16 protein-coding genes are annotated in these 17,731 nt (G+C 33.2%); 13 read left to right on the top strand and 3 right to left on the bottom strand.

The features are described from left to right. Positions 1 to 48: 48 nt before the first annotated feature. A complete protein-coding gene (locus FNE73_RS11005) occupies positions 49 to 2,349 on the top strand; it encodes a hypothetical protein (RefSeq protein WP_143884667.1) in 2,301 nt (766 codons plus the stop codon). Positions 2,350 to 2,483: 134 nt separating this feature from the next. Next, positions 2,484 to 3,986 (top strand): hypothetical protein, encoded by a 1,503-nt coding sequence (locus tag FNE73_RS11000; RefSeq protein WP_143884666.1) that lies wholly within the window; start codon positions 2,484 to 2,486, stop codon positions 3,984 to 3,986. Between the two features lie 82 nt (positions 3,987 to 4,068). On the opposite strand, the gene FNE73_RS10995 is transcribed toward FNE73_RS11000, so the two are convergent. Then, positions 4,069 to 4,731 carry a S24 family peptidase gene (locus tag FNE73_RS10995; RefSeq protein ID WP_143884665.1) on the bottom strand — a complete coding sequence of 221 codons (663 nt, stop codon included), beginning with the start codon at positions 4,729 to 4,731 and terminating at the stop codon, positions 4,069 to 4,071. A gap of 848 nt (positions 4,732 to 5,579) precedes the next feature. On the opposite strand from FNE73_RS10995, the gene FNE73_RS16750 reads away from it, so the two are divergent. The 3 genes from FNE73_RS16750 to FNE73_RS10990 all read left to right on the top strand — a co-directional run bounded on the left by FNE73_RS16750 (position 5,580) and on the right by FNE73_RS10990 (position 6,485). Next, a complete protein-coding gene (locus FNE73_RS16750) occupies positions 5,580 to 5,738 on the top strand; it encodes a hypothetical protein (protein ID WP_160813727.1) in 159 nt (52 codons plus the stop codon). Positions 5,739 to 5,898: 160 nt separating this feature from the next. Further along, positions 5,899 to 6,057, top strand: coding sequence for a hypothetical protein (locus FNE73_RS16745; RefSeq protein ID WP_185147335.1), 159 nt, complete (start codon positions 5,899 to 5,901; stop codon positions 6,055 to 6,057). Positions 6,058 to 6,119: 62 nt separating this feature from the next. After that, complete coding sequence (locus tag FNE73_RS10990) at positions 6,120 to 6,485, top strand: hypothetical protein (protein WP_143884664.1); 366 nt, start codon at positions 6,120 to 6,122, stop codon at positions 6,483 to 6,485. A gap of 271 nt (positions 6,486 to 6,756) precedes the next feature. Here FNE73_RS10990 and FNE73_RS16740 read toward each other — a convergent pair whose 3' ends face one another. Continuing rightward, the gene (locus tag FNE73_RS16740; protein ID WP_160813730.1) at positions 6,757 to 6,897 is read right to left on the bottom strand and encodes a hypothetical protein; all 141 of its coding nucleotides are present in this window, start codon (positions 6,895 to 6,897) and stop codon (positions 6,757 to 6,759) included. Positions 6,898 to 6,950: 53 nt separating this feature from the next. Between FNE73_RS16740 and FNE73_RS10985 the strand changes: the two genes are divergently transcribed. The 5 genes from FNE73_RS10985 (at position 6,951) to FNE73_RS10965 (ending at position 13,749) form a co-directional block, all read left to right on the top strand. Then, positions 6,951 to 11,105 (top strand): phage tail protein, encoded by a 4,155-nt coding sequence (locus FNE73_RS10985; RefSeq protein ID WP_143884663.1) that lies wholly within the window; start codon positions 6,951 to 6,953, stop codon positions 11,103 to 11,105. 10 nt (positions 11,106 to 11,115) lie between these two features. Further along, entirely contained in the window at positions 11,116 to 11,706 is a 591-nt protein-coding gene (locus FNE73_RS10980) for a hypothetical protein (protein ID WP_143884662.1), read from the top strand. Between the two features lie 195 nt (positions 11,707 to 11,901). Then, a complete protein-coding gene (locus tag FNE73_RS10975) occupies positions 11,902 to 12,657 on the top strand; it encodes an AHH domain-containing protein (RefSeq protein ID WP_185147334.1) in 756 nt (251 codons plus the stop codon). A gap of 220 nt (positions 12,658 to 12,877) precedes the next feature. Further along, positions 12,878 to 13,444 (top strand): imm11 family protein, encoded by a 567-nt coding sequence (locus FNE73_RS10970; protein WP_143884660.1) that lies wholly within the window; start codon positions 12,878 to 12,880, stop codon positions 13,442 to 13,444. Positions 13,445 to 13,527: 83 nt separating this feature from the next. Then, a complete protein-coding gene (locus tag FNE73_RS10965) occupies positions 13,528 to 13,749 on the top strand; it encodes a hypothetical protein (RefSeq protein ID WP_143884659.1) in 222 nt (73 codons plus the stop codon). A 112-nt stretch (positions 13,750 to 13,861) separates the two neighbouring features. On the opposite strand, the gene FNE73_RS10960 is transcribed toward FNE73_RS10965, so the two are convergent. After that, complete coding sequence (locus tag FNE73_RS10960; RefSeq protein ID WP_143884658.1) at positions 13,862 to 14,416, bottom strand: hypothetical protein; 555 nt, start codon at positions 14,414 to 14,416, stop codon at positions 13,862 to 13,864. A gap of 148 nt (positions 14,417 to 14,564) precedes the next feature. Here FNE73_RS10960 and FNE73_RS10955 point away from each other — a divergent pair, with 148 nt between their 5' ends. The 3 genes from FNE73_RS10955 to FNE73_RS10945 all read left to right on the top strand — a co-directional run bounded on the left by FNE73_RS10955 (position 14,565) and on the right by FNE73_RS10945 (position 17,225). Next, positions 14,565 to 14,975: a 5-fold beta-flower protein gene (locus FNE73_RS10955; RefSeq protein ID WP_143884657.1), complete on the top strand. Its 411-nt coding sequence runs from the start codon at positions 14,565 to 14,567 to the stop codon at positions 14,973 to 14,975. 525 nt (positions 14,976 to 15,500) lie between these two features. Next, the gene (locus tag FNE73_RS10950) at positions 15,501 to 16,367 is read left to right on the top strand and encodes a hypothetical protein (RefSeq protein WP_143884656.1); all 867 of its coding nucleotides are present in this window, start codon (positions 15,501 to 15,503) and stop codon (positions 16,365 to 16,367) included. A 120-nt stretch (positions 16,368 to 16,487) separates the two neighbouring features. Then, positions 16,488 to 17,225 carry a hypothetical protein gene (locus FNE73_RS10945; protein WP_143884655.1) on the top strand — a complete coding sequence of 246 codons (738 nt, stop codon included), beginning with the start codon at positions 16,488 to 16,490 and terminating at the stop codon, positions 17,223 to 17,225. Positions 17,226 to 17,731: the final 506 nt, after the last annotated feature.

Below are 17,731 nucleotides of genomic sequence, written 5' to 3'. Positions count from 1 at the left end.
TGAAGTTTATCAGAGCATTTTAATAAGTTATTAAAAAAATGAATAACAATGAATAATCAATTAAGTAACATATCAACCCAATACCGAAAATTCAGTAAAGGACAATATATAGAGCATACGCAGTTCAATGAGTTTTTAGATTTTTTCGAAGATCAGGATCGTTTGTCCGGAGTGCTGCTTCAGGGAGTAGGTATTGTGTGCGGACTAAAGCCAAAGCCTGTTTACAAAGACAGTTTGTTGAAAAGCATACAGCTTTCTCAGGGAGCAGCACTTACTACAGACGGAGATTTACTCACTTTAAATAAAACCAATAAAGTAAGTGAAGAATTATATGTAAGTGATTTAAAAACCATTAACATAGACCAGAAAGAATATACCCATTTCAAAGTATATGACAATTTTAAAGCAAAATATCCGGCGTTTTATGATGAAGAAAAGCAGATTGAACTTTGGGAATTAGCAACAGATTTAGAGAAGAATTCAGATTTACAACCGATTGAGAAGCTTTCTAATTTAGAAGATAAATATTTGCTGCTTTATTTAGAAAACTATGAAAAAGAGGTAAAGCCTTGTAGAGGAGTAGATTGTGATAATCACGGAATTCAGCAGATCAGAAATCTCAAAGTATTGGTTACCACAGCAGATGGAATCAAGTATATTCTGGAAAAAGATAAGATTCAGCCTCATCCTTTATTTTTAAAAGATATTTTGAAGGATGAAAAACTGGAGCGTGTAATTGTAGATCATCTCATTTTAGAAAGAGGAATTGATGCAGGTTTTTCTTCGCTTGATTTAAAAAATATGTATGTCTCCGTTTTAGAAAAAAACAAGTATGGTGCGGGTATTTTTGCAAAAATCAATGCAATCTCCAAAATTATTGGAATGCCGGAAGTTGATCATAAAACTTTTGAAGCGAAACTAAAAGAATTTCTTACTCAATCAGCAGGATTTCAATATGTTTACGATATTGTAAAAGATTTGACCAATACTTATTCTGAAATTACGGCGTTGCTTCCTAAAGCATTTACCAAGTGTTTTCCAGATCTGGTTTCTTTTCCAAAGCACGTTATGCTGGGAAAATTAACCTCGAATATCCATCTGGATCCATATCGGCATCAGTTTTATAATTCTCCGGTTTTAGATGATGATAAAGCATCAAAAAAACTCAGATTATTAATCAGTCGTTTTGCGCAGCAGGCAAAAAGTTTCAGATATTCTCGTGATTTTGAGGATAAGTCAGAAATAAAAATTACGCCCTCACAAAAACTCAATTCTCTCAGCGATAAAGCGATTCCTTTTTATTATGAAGTTTCAGAGGAATTTTTAAAAACATGGAATTTTGATAAGACAAGCAATCGTTCGTCCAAAGAAAATTTGGGATATGATACAGATTTGCTTTCGCCTGATGCTCATATTCAGAATCCTGTGAGTTTTAATATTGACAGAAATTCTTTTTACAATATTGAAGGTCATCAGGGAATGGATTATCAGGAGGCTTTTGGGCAAATAAAAAAGATTAGGGATGAGCAACAGTTAGGATTTGATATCATGCTTCTTTCTTTCACAGAATTAGTAAGAAATAAAGATCTTTCAAAAGCTTATTTTAATGATTATGTAGAAAAAAACTCTGGGCTGGAGCATTTGCGTGGAGTTGAAAAAGGCGGAACCTTTGTAATGGTTTATGAACCTAGTGGTAGGGTGACCACAATTGTAGCAGATTTTTCACTTCCGTACATTTGCTGTACACCGAAAGTAAAAATTAATCTGAGTTTACCTGACGCTACTATTTGTGCAGAAGCAGAGCGTATTCCTTTTACGGTGCTTCCATTCAATGGAGTGGTAACTGCAGATGTGGATTCAAAATTCAATGGAGGAGTAGAACTGGTCAATGGACTCTATTTCTTCAATCCTAAATTGGTAAGCCCGGAATTATATGGTCAAGAAATTACTTTTTCAGTCAATGGAAGTCCTGTTGATTGCAGTATCAAAGTTATTCCACAACCGGAAGTAACGATTAATGTAACTTCTATTGCATATCCTGAAGATGCTTCTGTCGACACAACGGTAAAATTCCATATTTCAGGAGACAATGTTGCAGATTATCAATACAGTTGGGATTTTCTGGGCAACGGATCTTTCATTACCCTGAATCCAGATGCCAATGGAAATGTAAGCTATACTTTCTATAATCTTTATCCGAAAAGAATCCCTACGATAAAAGTGAATGTCACCGGCAGCGGATGTAGTCAAAATATAGCGATCAGTGATTGGTACGAAGAAATTCCTATTGTGATCAATAGCATTAACTTTCCTGAAGGAGGAAATTGCTGTGAAGGTGTTGCCGGGTAATTATTGCTGTTCTGAGAAATAACCATAATTACAAATTTCATTTCATTTAGAGTGATAAAGGGTGTTTTATCAATCTTGCGAATTCATAATCACCCTTTATATATTAATTAATAACAACAATAAATAATTTAAAAATGGCAATAGAAAAGTGCAATATAACATTTGATGTAAATTATACATCTTCTTCGCCAGTAACAAAAGCAATTGCATCCTATAAATTAAATTCGGCAGGTTCATATACAGATTTTCCAATTCCGTTACCTTCACTACCGTATATTGGGAGCAGTCTTTCAGTAAGTCTTCCGGATATGCAAATTCAGGGTGATTATAATTTAAAGGTGACATTAACTACACAGGACGGAACTGTTGCTATAAAGGAAAGTTCATTTAAAATAGGAAATTGTCCGGGAAGAAATCCGCCAACAGTTTTTTTAAAATGGAATGATGGTGTGGTAAATCCGGACATATCATGTACACAGTCGACATGCACTTACACTATTGATGTCGATGCAACTGATCCTGATAATGATATTGCAAATATTGAAATCCAGAAAAGTACAAATGGTACTACATGGAACACGTTTAATGCAAATCTTACTACAGGAAATTTTACAGATTCTATCAGTTCAGTTGGCAGAAATTATTACAGAGCAGTGGTCATTGATGCAAAAAATCATTCAGCTACCTCAAATATACTTTCTTATCAAAAAGAAAAAGCAGAAGTTCCGGTTTGCGACCATTTATCGAATGTAAATGATGCAAGATTAGATATAACTGAGTTATCTACTTCTCCTGGTTGGGTTTCTGCAACAGTAGATGTTGCTCAATCAGCTGTCGGAATACCGATGAATTTGTCTCATGAAATACACTACAGAAGATGTAATGATATTTTTAATAATACTGTAGAGATTTTAGGAACAGATAATAAGGTGCTGCAAAGTTTCAAAGTCCCCAATAATTTAGCAAGTGGAGTAACAGGGCATCAATCTTTACCATTTGTTTATACGCCGACACAAGCTGGGAAAATTACCCTTAGAATAAGTGAATATTCATCTTTTGCTACATCCGAAAAAACGCCTGCACATTTGCATATAGATTCGCAGCTTTTATTTTTAGACAAAGAAATTGAATGTAACAGGATTTCAGCAGAGCATAATTTCTCAATTTATCGTGGTACAGACTGTACAGAAGCGGAATTTGTATATACGGAAATTGCGAGAGATGAACCTATTGGTAAGTGTGAACAAAGCAAATTATCTTTTACTTTAGAAGGCGATCAATCTGATGTTCCAATGACCTTTAATCTTAATGGAAATCCTTCAGGAGCGAGTGTGAGAGTTGATGTACAGGGGGACGGACGTATTACTTATCAATCTGATGGTTCAGTTTTGAACACGGTAAAACAAAATGCTGATGGAGATCCACAACTGACGACAATCCCGGTTTTTGTGACGGTAAAAGGAAAAATTACTGTTGAAATAATCCTGGAAGCAAGTCAATATGTACGGGTGAATGGAGATTTGTCTCTCGGAGCCTGCGATACAGGAAAGACCCCTTTTATTCAGAATGCATCGGCAGAAATTAAAAGTGCATCCATGAGCATCCTTTTAAATAACGCTAAAACTATTTACATTTAAAATTGTTTCTAAATTAAGAAAGATAGATTTTAAAAATAAAAATCCTCAAATTTTTGAGGATTTTTATTAAAGATGAAGCAAATTATCTTCGGTTGTTTTTACGTCTCGTACTGATAATATTGAAAAGTTTTGCAACGTCCTTCAGATGGATTTCAAAATCATCATAATATTCATTCAGGGAATGAACTGTAATAATGCCTTTTTCAACATCATGGTTGATGATGCGTTTTACCAAAATTCCTTTTTCTTTATGAACGATCACAAAATCCCATTTATCATAATGCAGCTTGCTCATCCAGTAATCCTGTCTTATGTTTCTGCATAAAATAATATCGCCTTCCAGGTAGCTTTCGTATGATCCGTTATCCATACTGTCGCCTCTAACTTCGAAACACATATATTCACCACGGTGTTCTACATCGTCACTAAAAGGAATTGTAGGCAGGCTTTCTATGTATTCTTCATCTGCAAACCGGCTCAGGTAGCCAGCTTGTGCATATTGATTGGCAAGAGGGACATACATGATTTTTAAGTCTGAAAAAACGACGGGAGACGCAGCTTCATTTTGTTTTTTCTGTTGTTCCTGAAGTAAGTTATTGACGAAATAGGCAGTTGTTTCCGGTATCTTGCGTTCGCCTTTTTCCCAATATTGTACAGCTCTGGTACCAACTCCTATAGATTTTGCTATATCAGACTGCTTCATTTTGAGTTTCTTTCTGATTTCTTTAAATTCTAAATAGTTCATTTTGATACGTTTATAGTTGGTTGTTAAAAAAAATACGCAAAATATTCATTTTTTATTTTGAAAAACGAACATTGTTCGTATATTTGTCTCGCTATTAAGAAACAACAATGCAAATATACAAAAATATATTGATTGCTTAATTTTATTTTGATTCTTGGAATTTTATGTAAGCTTAATAAATTCTTATAATCAGAAAGTTATATTAGTGTTGATCTATAATTTTCATTTGCGTTTAGATTTTACTTTTTTTGTTTTATTCAGCTGTAAACAAAATAAAAGGAGTTTTTAAAGTTTAAAAATGTAAAATATTCGTTTATTTTAAACGTATTTAAATGAATTTTGTTCATATATTATTTTACATAAATGATAAAATTGCGTTTTTAAAAAAACAATTTCTTATATAAAGCAGAAATCTCGCTCTTTTATTTCTTAAAAAAATAATCCGAAATGTAAATATACAGTCCTGTTTGATATGTAAAATATCGATTAATTACAGCCATCAGAAACGATAATGCATTTTGAAGAACAAATTTTTGCTACACTTCTTTGGCAATATGCAACATTTGAATAGTAATCTTATTTACTCATAAATTGTGGGAATTATAATTAATGTACGGACTGTATGGGTCATCGGTTACTTAGCGTTATAATAGAATAAAACAAAAAAGTAAAATCAAACTAAGCGGGTATGTCATTCCGGGTGGAAATACCTTTCAGGCTTAACACAAAAATTAAAACATAATTAGTCATCCATTCGAGGGCAAAATCTGCCTTTGCAGGGGTTCTTATAAAATTAAATTAAAACAGTAAAAAACTAAAAAACTAACTAATTCACAAAAACATAAGACATGAAACGAAGTAAAGAATTAATAGAGAAAAGGAAAGATTTTGTTATTGAGTATGTAAAGCGTAACCAAAATAAACAGATGAAAGTAATTGTAACTGAATTAACTGAAATGTTGTTTTTGTCCGAAAGAACCATCTATAACATTATTCTACAGGGTTGATTTTCAGTAACAGACATTAGGAAAAGATTAAAAGAATTAAGAGCCCCATGACTAATTTCAAAACTGCTTTTAAGAGTCTTTCAGTCTCATCTTAAATTATTTAAAATCAATTTTCAGAAGATTTAAAAAAAATATTTGCCATTTAACAATTTTATTAATCATGAAAAAGAAAAAAAATAAGAAAAGCAAAGAAAAGCAACACAAACCGCATAAGAAAATTGACGACCTTATCGACGAACTGGCTTATGTAAATGAGAAAGAAAATATTCGGAAAAGCAAGAAGTTTTTAGATGATATGTATATACTCATTCAGGAATAAATAAACATCTAAAAGTTTTGAAAATCAAAATTTTAAATTAAGTAACAGCAAAACCTGTAAAAATGAATCTGGATAGTATAAAAGCCTTATTAATCGGAACTGCAATTGCATTTTCAGGAGGATTATTAAGGGTATTGATCTCAATACAGAACAAAGAAAAAAAGCAATTGTGGGAACATTTCGTCACGTTGCTGATCGTTATGATAGTTGGCTTTACGATGAGTTATCTGATGAATAGAGCCGAATTGGATAACAAATGGTATTCAACAGGAGTATTATTTGTCTTAGGATACGGCTATGATAAATATCTCAAGATGATCACCAATAATCTTCCTGAGTGGATTGACAGAGTAGTGAATCTTCATATCGGAAATCATGCCGGATTTAAAACTGATAAAAATTCCGGAGAGGAAGAAAAAGAAGACTGATTTGGTAAAATCTCCATAGTGGCAGATTGTAAGATGAAATTATGGAGATTTTATAAAATCGAAAAACCATGAAACTATTACGTGGAATTTTCAATCGTAAAATGACGAGAAGATTCTTTACTGATTATTGATATGAAAGTAAAACTTTTTTATCAGAACACCTAATGTCATACAGTAAAACAGTATGGAAAGAGTTTACTGCAGCTACAGAATCTATCCCCTGAAATGAAGGGGATTCTCACAAAAAAGATTGAATTTTGAACCAGGAAAACTAATAAACGTGAGGACTCAATACCGGAAGCGGATAAGCGCGCGTGTTTCTCATCACATTGCTAATGCCGCTTCCGGTTTTTAATTCTAAAAAATCTACACGGTGTATTTTTTCAGATTCGGGACAAAATCCTGAATTCATCAATATCATTTGTACATATCTTTTAAAACTATGTATATAAAAAACATTAGTCCATGAAAGCAACAAAACCTTTAGAAACAGACAATAAAGCCCATCATAATCAGGGTAAAAAACAAAATCCTCGGGAATCTGCGGTTATTTCATTACCGGAAAGAGAAGTAGCAGATGCATCAGTACAAAATCATGCAGTTTCCAGTCGCAATGACGGGAATCCTGCAATCAGTCAAATAAGCCGGAACGGAAGTATTTTACCGGTTCATGGTTCGCAGACGATTTACGATCAGGGATCAGCAGTTACGTTTGGAAAGCATCAGGAAAGTTTAGCGCAAACCGGGGATGTTAATCATCCTGAAACCAAAGAGATGGAGAAAGAATATGTGACGACCTTAAGTATTGGTAAGGCACGAGATTACAACGATCAAAAATCCGGCATTTATCTGCCAAAAACGATACAGGAACAGGCAGCGGTTCATCAGGGAAATAAAAAAGCTCAGGAAGGGAAATCAGTAAAATCTGAGAATGCTGCAGAAGAAAAGTCTGCATCAGAAATTGTAGATACAACTCAAGAGCAAGCTGCAGAAGTTACATCTCTTCCTGATGCTAAAAATAATTCTGCATTTACAGAATTAACAGGAAAAATTACAAATACTGCGCAGTCTCAAAAACGTCACGAACCTGCACAAAAAGCAAGCAATGATGCACAAGCTGCCGCACCGTCACCCGTTAATGAACGGGAAAGTATGGCTCAGGCAAGCAAAGTCGATCATATGGATGCTCAAAAACCGGGAACGTTCAGTAAAGCAGAATTTAAAGCTTTGCTGAAGCAGAAAATTGAAGGAATAAGACTTCCTAAAGATGAAGCAGAAGCTGATGATTTTGAGAAAAACAACAATATACAGCAGGTAAATCAAAACGCTGTTAGCGATGTTAAGAACGAGAAAAATGCAGCATCCAATGATATTGCTTCAGCTACAGCTTCCAAACCAAACACGGCTGCACAGCCTGTTCGAGCGGTTGCTAAAATGCCTACGCCAATTGTGGGGCAGGTTCCTGGTGTTCCGAATGTGTCAAAAGCAATGCCTTACAAAAGAGACTCGGCAAGCGTTGAGCAGCCTGTGAAGGAACAAACCAATATCATTGATAGTGAGATGAAAGCTCATGTAGTAACCGATAAAATGCTCGCAAACTCCAACGAACCTACATTTACTGAAGCTTTGGACGAAAAAAATAAAGCTAAAAATCAAAGTGTTGCTGAAACAAAGAAATTCAGAAAGAATGAAGAAGGTGAGTTGTCTAAAACCCGTAACGAAGCGCAGTCGCAGGCTGCTCATCAGATTGGTGGAATGCACAATGCCCGCAAAGGCGGACTGAATCATGCACATGGAGAGCAAAAGAACACCGCAACCAAAGATACCCAGAAACGAAAAGAAATAGCAGATCATATCAACAGTATTTACAACAGTTCCAAAACTGAGGTAGATACAATTTTAAACAAGCTTGATAAAAAAGTTGCCGAGATGTTTGATTACGGTAGTAAAATTGCCAAAAAAGCATTTGAAGATCATGTAAAAAAGGGAATGAGCGCTTACAAAAAGAAACGCTATGGCGATGCGTATGCAAAGTATGGTGCTTTAGCGACTGCGGGATTATGGCTTTGGGACAAAGCAACCGGACTTCCGGAAGAGGTGAATAAATATTTTGTGAGTGGTAAATCGTTGTATATTAAAACAATGGATCGTTATATAGACGACATTGCAACCTATGTTACCAATCAGCTTAATGCTGCCAAAAACAGAATTGCCAAAGGCAAGAAAGATGTACAGACGTATGTCAACAGCTTATCACCAAGTTTGCGAAAAATAGGGAAGGATGCGATTGCCGAGATTCAGACTAAGTTTAATGCACTTGAAGAAAGCGTAAACAGCAAAAAAGATGCGCTCATTGATGTTCTGGCTAAAAAATATGCTGAAAACGTAGCAAGTATAGATGCCCGAATTGAAGAACTGAAAACGCAGAACAGCGGTTTTATCAATAAAGCACTTAATGCATTAAGCGGAGTATTTGCGTTTATTATCGAAATTAAAAATACATTGACCAATTTGTTATCCGGTATTGTAGATGTAGTCATGGCAATAATAGCAGACCCGATAGGATTCTTTAAAAACCTTATTGCTGGTGTCGGGCAAGGATTTGCCAACTTTGGAGCCAATATCTGGACGCATCTTAAAACAGGTTTCTTTGGCTGGTTGACAGGAGCAGCAAAAGGCATTGATCTTACTATGCCAGAAGACGCATTTTCTCTTAAAGGAATTTTTTCTATTACCACACAAGTGCTTGGTTTAACCTGGAACGGAATCAGAGCTATTGGTTCAAGAGTGGTTGGAGAACCGGTAATGAAAGTTCTGGAAACAGGATTTGAAATGGTACAAATCGTTCGTAAGGAAGGCGTTGCCGGACTTTGGGAACATCTGAAAGATCAGTTTGCTGATTTGAAAGCTACGGTGATGGATACCATTATGGAGATCATTCAAACCCAGGTGATTCAGGCTGGTATCAAATGGATCATGGGCTTGCTGACTCCGGTTGGGGCATTTGTAAAAGCGGCAATGGCAATTATCGATGTGGTGAAATTCTTCATTCAGCGTGCGGCGCAAATCATGGAATTGATAAAAGCCTTTACTGACAGTGTTGCAGCTATTGCCAGCGGAAAAGTTGGCGCCGTAGCTAAATCCATAGAAAATGCATTGGGCAAAGCTGTTCCTGTTTTAATTGGATTCTTAGCGTCTTTACTAGGAATTGGTGGATTGGCGGATAAGGTTTTGGGTGTTATCCGAAAAATCAGACAGCGTATTGAAAATGCGATTGTGAAGTTTTGGACTTTTGTGAAAGGGAAGGCAAAAGGATTGCTTGGGAAAGTTGTCGGTAAAAGTAAAAAAGATAATACCCACGAACCTGAAAAGCAGAAGAAAATTGATGCAGGATTTATCTATTTAAAAGAAGAAGAGAAAAAAGCAGATGAAAATCGTAATAATAAATTAACTCTTGAACAAGCGAATAGAGCGGCTAAAAAAACCAAGTTAAAGTATCCTGTTTTCAGTTCTTTAAGAGCTGAAAGTAAAGATGATAAAATTATCTATAGATATACGGCGAGTCCGGAGAATACACATGAAACGGGAACTGAATTAGAAAACACAGAAAAAGTCGATGGACATTTGTTAAATAGCAATAGTGCCGATAAAAAAAATGATTTAACGATAACTGAGGAAAGACAAGGTAAACAACGTATTGGTTACAAAGCTATATTACCAAATAGCAAGAATAATAATGCTGATGGAATTATTGTTGGAGATACAGAGAATGCTTATGTTAAAAAACGAAAAGAGAAAAATGATTTTGATAAAAAGTATAAAGAATTATTACCTTTAACACCTGAAGCAAGAAGGAAAAAGATAAGTGCAGGAGGTGATGAGCATGATAAGTTTAAACCTATTATTAGAGAAACTATAATAAATGGAGATAAAACCACTATAGTATATGGTTATGAAGGAGGTTCTGAAACCTTCACCGTTACCTATGATAATAAAACTAACGAGACCGAAAAAGTTATTGCAGACAATGTATCTTTTCATAACTTTGGAAGGGGTAAAACACAAGGTGAAACGGTTGAAGGCTTGAACAGAGCGCACATTGTAAGTAATGAAGTAAGAGGAACAGGATATGTTGAAGGACACAATTTAATGCTCACCAGTGATACCTTTAATCAGGTAACGATGAGGAAACAGGAAATTGCTATTGGGGAATATGTAGTACGTATAGGTAATGCAAACAAAGATAGTGGTGGTTTAAAATCTTTCAATATGACTGTTGATGTTACACGTTTTGAAAATGACGAAAACTCTTCCGTATCACTTGTAAGAAGAGAGCTTTTAAGACGAAAAAATCAATTAGAAAGGAAAATAGATGATATACCTGATGAGAAAAAAGCAACATCAGAAAAATATAAGGAATACAATACTTTAGATGCTTTATTAAAATTAAATGATGCACAATTATTAGAAGCAATTGGAGCTGGTGCAAAGAAAAAAGGAGTACGTAGAGTGAAAAATGTTGTATATACAATAACTAAAATTATATTAGGAAATAATTCAGAAATACCTGATCAGAAAAAATTCTTTACAGGACCGGATTATTTTTTAGGAACTAAATAAATTAAAAATCATGAATTACACTTTAGAAGACGTTAAAAATTTTATTTTAGAATTTACGGAATTGGAATATCAATTTGGATTAGGTCAATTTGATAGTTCAATAACAGATGAAGAATGGGAAAATTTGGTAGCAAAACTTGAAAATTGCTATAGTAGTGAGTTTGGTTATTATGAGGCTATTACTGTGTACAGAGATGAATCCTTGATGACTCAGGAGATTTATGATAATAACAAAAATGATTTAAAAAAAAGAAGATTGTTCTTAATTAGAAAATACAAAAATCCTAAATTTGGAAAAGGAATGTATGATACGGATTCTGATGTAGTTTTTTCTTGTTTTTTAGGTTCAAATACTCAAAAGGTACTAGAAATTTATTATACAAACACAAGTGTTGGTATTGTTAACGGTGAGCTAAAGGTTATTTCAGAGAGAACCCTAAATCATGATAAGGGCTTGGATGAAATCGAATGGATTTATAACAAAAGATCTAATGTATATACAGAAGACATCACGATAAAAAAAGATGGTACATTAGTAGAAACATTACGAGTTTTTGAACCAAAGCATCCTACTTGGATAGCGGATTATAACAAAGGATAAACATTATTAATTTGATAAGTTAACAAGCGAAATTTCCAACCGGAAATTTCGCTTGTTTATTTAAAGTAAACCAGCGGAAATGTAAGTGCCGTCGCCAAATCAATAGAAAATGCATTAGGTAAAGCTGTTCCTGTTTTAATTGGATTCTTAGCTTCCTTATTAGGAATTGGCGGACTGGCGGATAAGGTTTTGGGAGTGATTCGCAAAATCAGACAGCGTATTGAGAATGCGATTGTGAAGTTCTGGACTTTTGTGAAAGGGAAGGCTAAAGGATTGTTGAGTAAAATTGGTATTGGGAAGAATGATAAAAAAGGGAAGAATGATAAAAAGGTGAAAGACGAACGTACTACGGCTGAAAAACGTAAGGATTTAGATGAAGGTGTTAAAGAAGGAACTTCCTATTTAAAACAAAATAAGCATCTTAAGAAAAGAGATGTTGACGATAAATTAAAAGTTATAAGTACTAAACATCAATTGCTAGAGTTAAAACTTGTAGTTGATAGGCATGAAGAAACTGGAGAAGATTTAGTTCATGTACATGGTAAAGTAAATCCTGAAAAAGATGGTGAAAAAATAAAAATTGAAATTGAAGATCCAGAAAAGAAATTAGCAGAAGGAACAAAGCAGAAAAAATTTGGTTTATTATTTAGTGATAGCATAACAAATAGGAATGGAACTTTAAAGGGTACTGGAACAAAGTTAGCTAAAAATTTGGCAGATGATTTTCCTATAGGAATTAGAAGTGATTATCAAGCACATCATATTATCGCAACTTCAACAGCAAATAAATTAGATATAATGGAGGCTGCTGCAGAAACTGGATATGACATTAATCGTACGCAAAATGGAGTTTATCTACCGAAAACACTTGATTTGGCCGAGAGAGTTGGTAGACCTGCACATACTGGTAAACATATGGATAAATATTTTAATACGGTATTTAATTCTTGAGAAATTTACAAAATGAAGTCATAGTTGCAAAATCTAAGAATAAGCCATGGACTGAGGAAAAGCTTATAAATAGAATAGGTATAGTTGAAAATGACCTGCGCGGGAGATTAATGGATATGAAAGATCCTATGAAACTACAGTATAACGATAGGTTAAAACCTACTGATCCATATCCAGATAGAAAAACTTTTTAATATATTAGTACCTTAAAAAACAAAAAATGAAATATTATATTTTTAAAGAAGATTGGAAATTTGACTTTTTAGAAAATGAAGATCCATTCAATCCATATGCAGGAAAACCTATTAATTTAGGAGTAAAGTTAGATTTACCTAAAATTCATCTTAAATTTAAAACAAATAAAATACCTGATTGTATTCCCAATGGAAACGGATATGTAGTTTTTAATCAGAATATTATTTCTATACTTAAAAATATGTCGATTGATTATGTTCAATATTTTGATATAGATGTTCAAGATGCTAACGACAAAATTATTTCCAACAATTATAAATGTTTAAATATATTAAATGTAATTGACGCTATAGATATTCAAAATTCTGAATTAAAATGGAGTGAACTTTATGAAGGAGAAATGGAAGAGGATAGATATATAAGAGATATTTTAAATTTGAAGCTTAAATATTCTATCATTAATGATGAATTACTTTTTAGACTTAAAGGATGTGAACATTTATTAGTCTTTAGAGAGGATTTAGCACAACAGATAGTAGATAGAGGATGCACTGGATTGGCATTTTATAATGCTGACGGTTATAGCTTTTAAAAGCAAATTATAAAAGGTATAAAAAAAGCGAGACTTCTAAATAAAGTTTCGCTTTTTTTTATGTTCAAGATCTAAGTTTTGAAATGGTACAGATCGTCCGTAAAGAAAGTGCTGCCGGACTTTGGGAACATCTGAAAGACCAGTTTGCTGATTTGAAAGCCACTGTGATGAATACTATCCAAACACAGGTCATTCATGCGGGTATCAAATGGACCATGGGCTTGCTGACTCCAGTAGGGGCATTTATAAAAGCGGCAATGGCAATTATTGATGTTGTAAAATTCTTCATTCAGCGTGCTGCATAAATCATGGAGTTGATAAAAGCCTTTACTGACAGTGTTGCAGCCATTGCCAGCGGAAAAGTTGGTGCCGTTGCTAAATCAAAAATTAAATATTCAAATGACTACCTGCTAAACCTTACTCATTCTTTGCATTAGTATAAAATGAATAATAATAAAAGATAGGATACTTTTCAAAAGCTTCTGATTTGCTCATCGTATATGCATCACTTTCATACATTTTTGAAAAATCAAGAATAAGAGATTTTTTTTCCGGGAAATTGAAGATGAACTTTATTAAGCTGGTGGCTGCAGTTTCGGTTTCATAAGTAAATAAAAGCTGCTTACCGTCCGGACTATAAATTTTCTTATTGTAGATTCTTGCTTTTAATTTTGTGTCAACCCCTGTATCATTTGATTTTGCTTTGTACATCAATGTTTCTTTGCCGTCTTTTATGATATATACATCTGCATTTTTGTAACTTTTATCATACTTAAAAACAATGATTTCATTAATTTTTGAAATCATCTTATTGAATTTTTCATCATTAGGGATAACTTGGGTTTCGGTATTTGCAGGCATTTCTATAGGTCCGGATTTGGAAGATGTTGCAGGGTTCTTTTTTTGTGCATTTGCGGTAATTCCGAAGAATGCAAATACAATAACAATTGAAATAGATTTGAAAATTTTCATGGATTTTTTTTGCAATGTTATGTAAATTATTTGAATTTTCTACTTCTAAATAAAATTTATTCATGAGTGTATGATATAAAATTCAAATTTTATAATTCAAATTTATCCGATATGCGTAATATTTCATATATTTATTTAAATTAAAATCATGAAAAAAACACTATTTATCTGCTCAATTTTCTTCAGTCTTTCTGTTGCCAATGCACAAACCATAGAATCCGGAAGTCACAATACGAAAGGTTATATTAAGAGTGATGGAACCATTGAAAACAGCAGCCATTCTACAGTGGGCTATATTAAAAGCGATGGAACCATTGAAAACAGAAGTCACAGTACGATTGGCTATATCAAAAGTGACGGAACTATCGAAAACAGAAGTCATTCAACTGTAGGATATGTAAAAAAGGATGGAACGGTAGAAAATAGAAGTCACAGTACGATTGGTTATATTAAAGACGATGGGACGGTAGAAAACAGCAGCCACAGTACTATTGGTTATGTAAGAGGAATTAGAAAAGAATGGGCAGCTGTAGTATATTTCTTTTTTAAACAGGATTAAGTTCTTGTAAATTTTCTATGATAAAGATAAAATCCGCAAAGTTTATGGCTTTGCGGAATTTTTGTAAAGGATGACTTATGGTTCGGAAAATCACTTCCAAAATCTGTCTGGCTGATTATTAAATATAGAATAGCTGGATCCTAATAATTCTTAAAAAATTTAATTTCAGACAATTAAAAAAGCAGTTACTGCAGCTACAGAACAGACAGCATTAAAAACTTTCGGGGAAACAAAAAAAGATTGAATTTTGTGCTCTGAAAACGAAGCAGCAACCTTCTTCTCTGAAAAAGTACAACTACTGCAACTACAGAATAGACAGTCCTGAAAACTTTCAGATAATTAAAAAAAAGATGAGTTTTGTACTCTAAAAAACGATCAGAAAAAACTGTTTCCGAAAATTATATCTGCTTCAGATACAATATAGAATCCTAAAAATTTTTAAGAAAATAGAAGTTTAAAATTAATATCAGTAATCACAATTACAAAAAAGAAACTGTTAAAAAAGAAATAGAAAACATTTAAATCATGGAAGAAAATCAAATAACCTCAAGAGAGGAATTAAAAAGTTATTTTGAAGCAGGAGATTATCCTACTCAGGGGCAATTTGGGAAATTAATAGATTCTTTAAGACATAAAGAAGATGTGCTTACCAATAAGGAAGCAGCTATCCTTGCCAATAGTTTGAATGGATATATTGAATATAGCACCAACACCGGAGATGTGAAATTTCCTATTGTTATAAATTCATCTGATCAGGAAGATCAGATTATTCAGGTAAATAGTAGATATGACTACGAGGAAGAAAAAAAATACTTCTTCGGAAATGCACCCTACAATATTAAAGCGAAAGAATTTCCAGTTGAAGGGTTAGAAGGAACTCAGTACTATCTCTTAAGATATAAAGTACATCCAAATTATACAATAGAGAGGTTATTCGGGAATAATTTGCCGACAATCCCTGATGGATTTGAATTTGGAATATTAAAGAGCAAAAAATTTTATTTACGCATAGAAAAACAAGATTACGGAAAGCAGATTAACATCGTAAACACAAATATTAAATTCGTTAATAAAACTGAAATACCAATTCAGTATAGGGTACAATCAGGAAATTGGGGAGATACTTATAAATCTGATGATACTGTTACCAATCATTATGATGAATGGGATCATTTGAATTTTTACTATAACGCAGATTTTCAGGAAGACAATAAGTTTATAGAGTGTAAAATTTATAATGCAGATAATAATGAGCTTTTATCTACAAGTTATCTGAGTGTAGAATATAACAGTGAAAATGCTTGGCCTGGTTATGCAAATAGAGTTAGAAATATAAGAATTGAATGTGATTATACAACATATAAACCTAACGGTTCGGAAGGTGCAGCTTGATAGTCTACAATAGAGTCTGTAATTAAAAACAATAGCAATCTTTAAAGAGGTTTTTATTGTAATCAAATTACTTTTATCTCAACAGAATCTTATAACTTAAATCCAAAACTAATATGTATCATGGAAAAAAATAAATTAACCACCAGAGAAGAATTAAAATCCTTTTTTGAAACAGGCGATTATCCCACAGAAAGTCAATTTGCTGAACTGATCAATAGTTATGCGCATTTGAATGAATTTAATTTTGGATTATCAATAAGACCAACCGGAAAAACATCGGCTAAATACTATGATTTTTATAAGGCAGATAACATCATGGATTCTGGCGCAGGTCATAAAATTATTGAAAGCTTAGAAGGAAATACGCCGGCAAAAATAGATGGATATTCACATATTTTAAGCAGAACGGTATACTATAAAAGCTTAGATATAAAACTGATCGGTGAAATAGATATCGAAAAACATCAGCCTAAATTAATTATAGAACGCTACAAGCAGAGAAAAAGAATGCCCAATGGCTTTATGAAACCCGCAGGATTTTACCAGGAAAAAATGTCTGATGCTGCACTTTGGAACAGAAAATCAGAATATGCTATAGAAGCAAATGAAACTGTCATAGATATAGAACCTATACATTACTTCAGACCGGCTGCCAATTTCAAAGAGTTTTTGCCTTCAGGAAGTATTAACAGACCAGGTTCTTTCAAATATTCAAAATACAGAAAACCGTTTACAGTGATACAGGCGATTTTAGAGATCAATATCAACGGAACTGCGTACCGATCTCGTCCGGTAGGAATGAAAATCATCTTAGGATCTTCCGGTGAATATGATGCGATCAATTTTGCCATTAACTAATATCATAACTCAATTATCAGGATGTTATTATAGAAGAAACCTTGTCTTTTAATTATCTTTTGTTTTTGCAGTAGACAATTAACTTGATATAGGATTCTGTTTCAGAAATATAATTAATAGCTGCTTCGGTAGTGATTCTGGTTCCTTTCTTACAGGAGAAACCTTTCAGCAAAGATTTTATATTGAAATAATTTTGATTCAATAAACTTTTATTCTGAATGATCAGGTTTAATCATCTTATTTTGAAAAATTTTGCTGAGTAGGCTGCTCGTCAATAAACAACCTCTTCTTTTTAATTCTACTTTCTATTATTAAAATTAAAAATATTTTAATCAGTAGATTATTGGCTTATTTCAACAACAAAAACTAACCATCAAACTTTTATAGATATGAAATACAGATTTTATTTTTTAATTCTAATCTTAATTCAAGCGGGCAGCTATTAGCCGGAAAAACCTTACTTTTTTTTGAATCATTCAAAGATAAGTGTAGAATTTTCTTTTGAG

This window comes from Chryseobacterium binzhouense, assembly GCF_007474545.1.
GTDB lineage: Bacteria > Bacteroidota > Bacteroidia > Flavobacteriales > Weeksellaceae > Chryseobacterium > Chryseobacterium binzhouense.
Note: the sequence above shows the minus strand (reverse complement) of the source record. Positions and strands in the feature narration are given on the sequence as shown.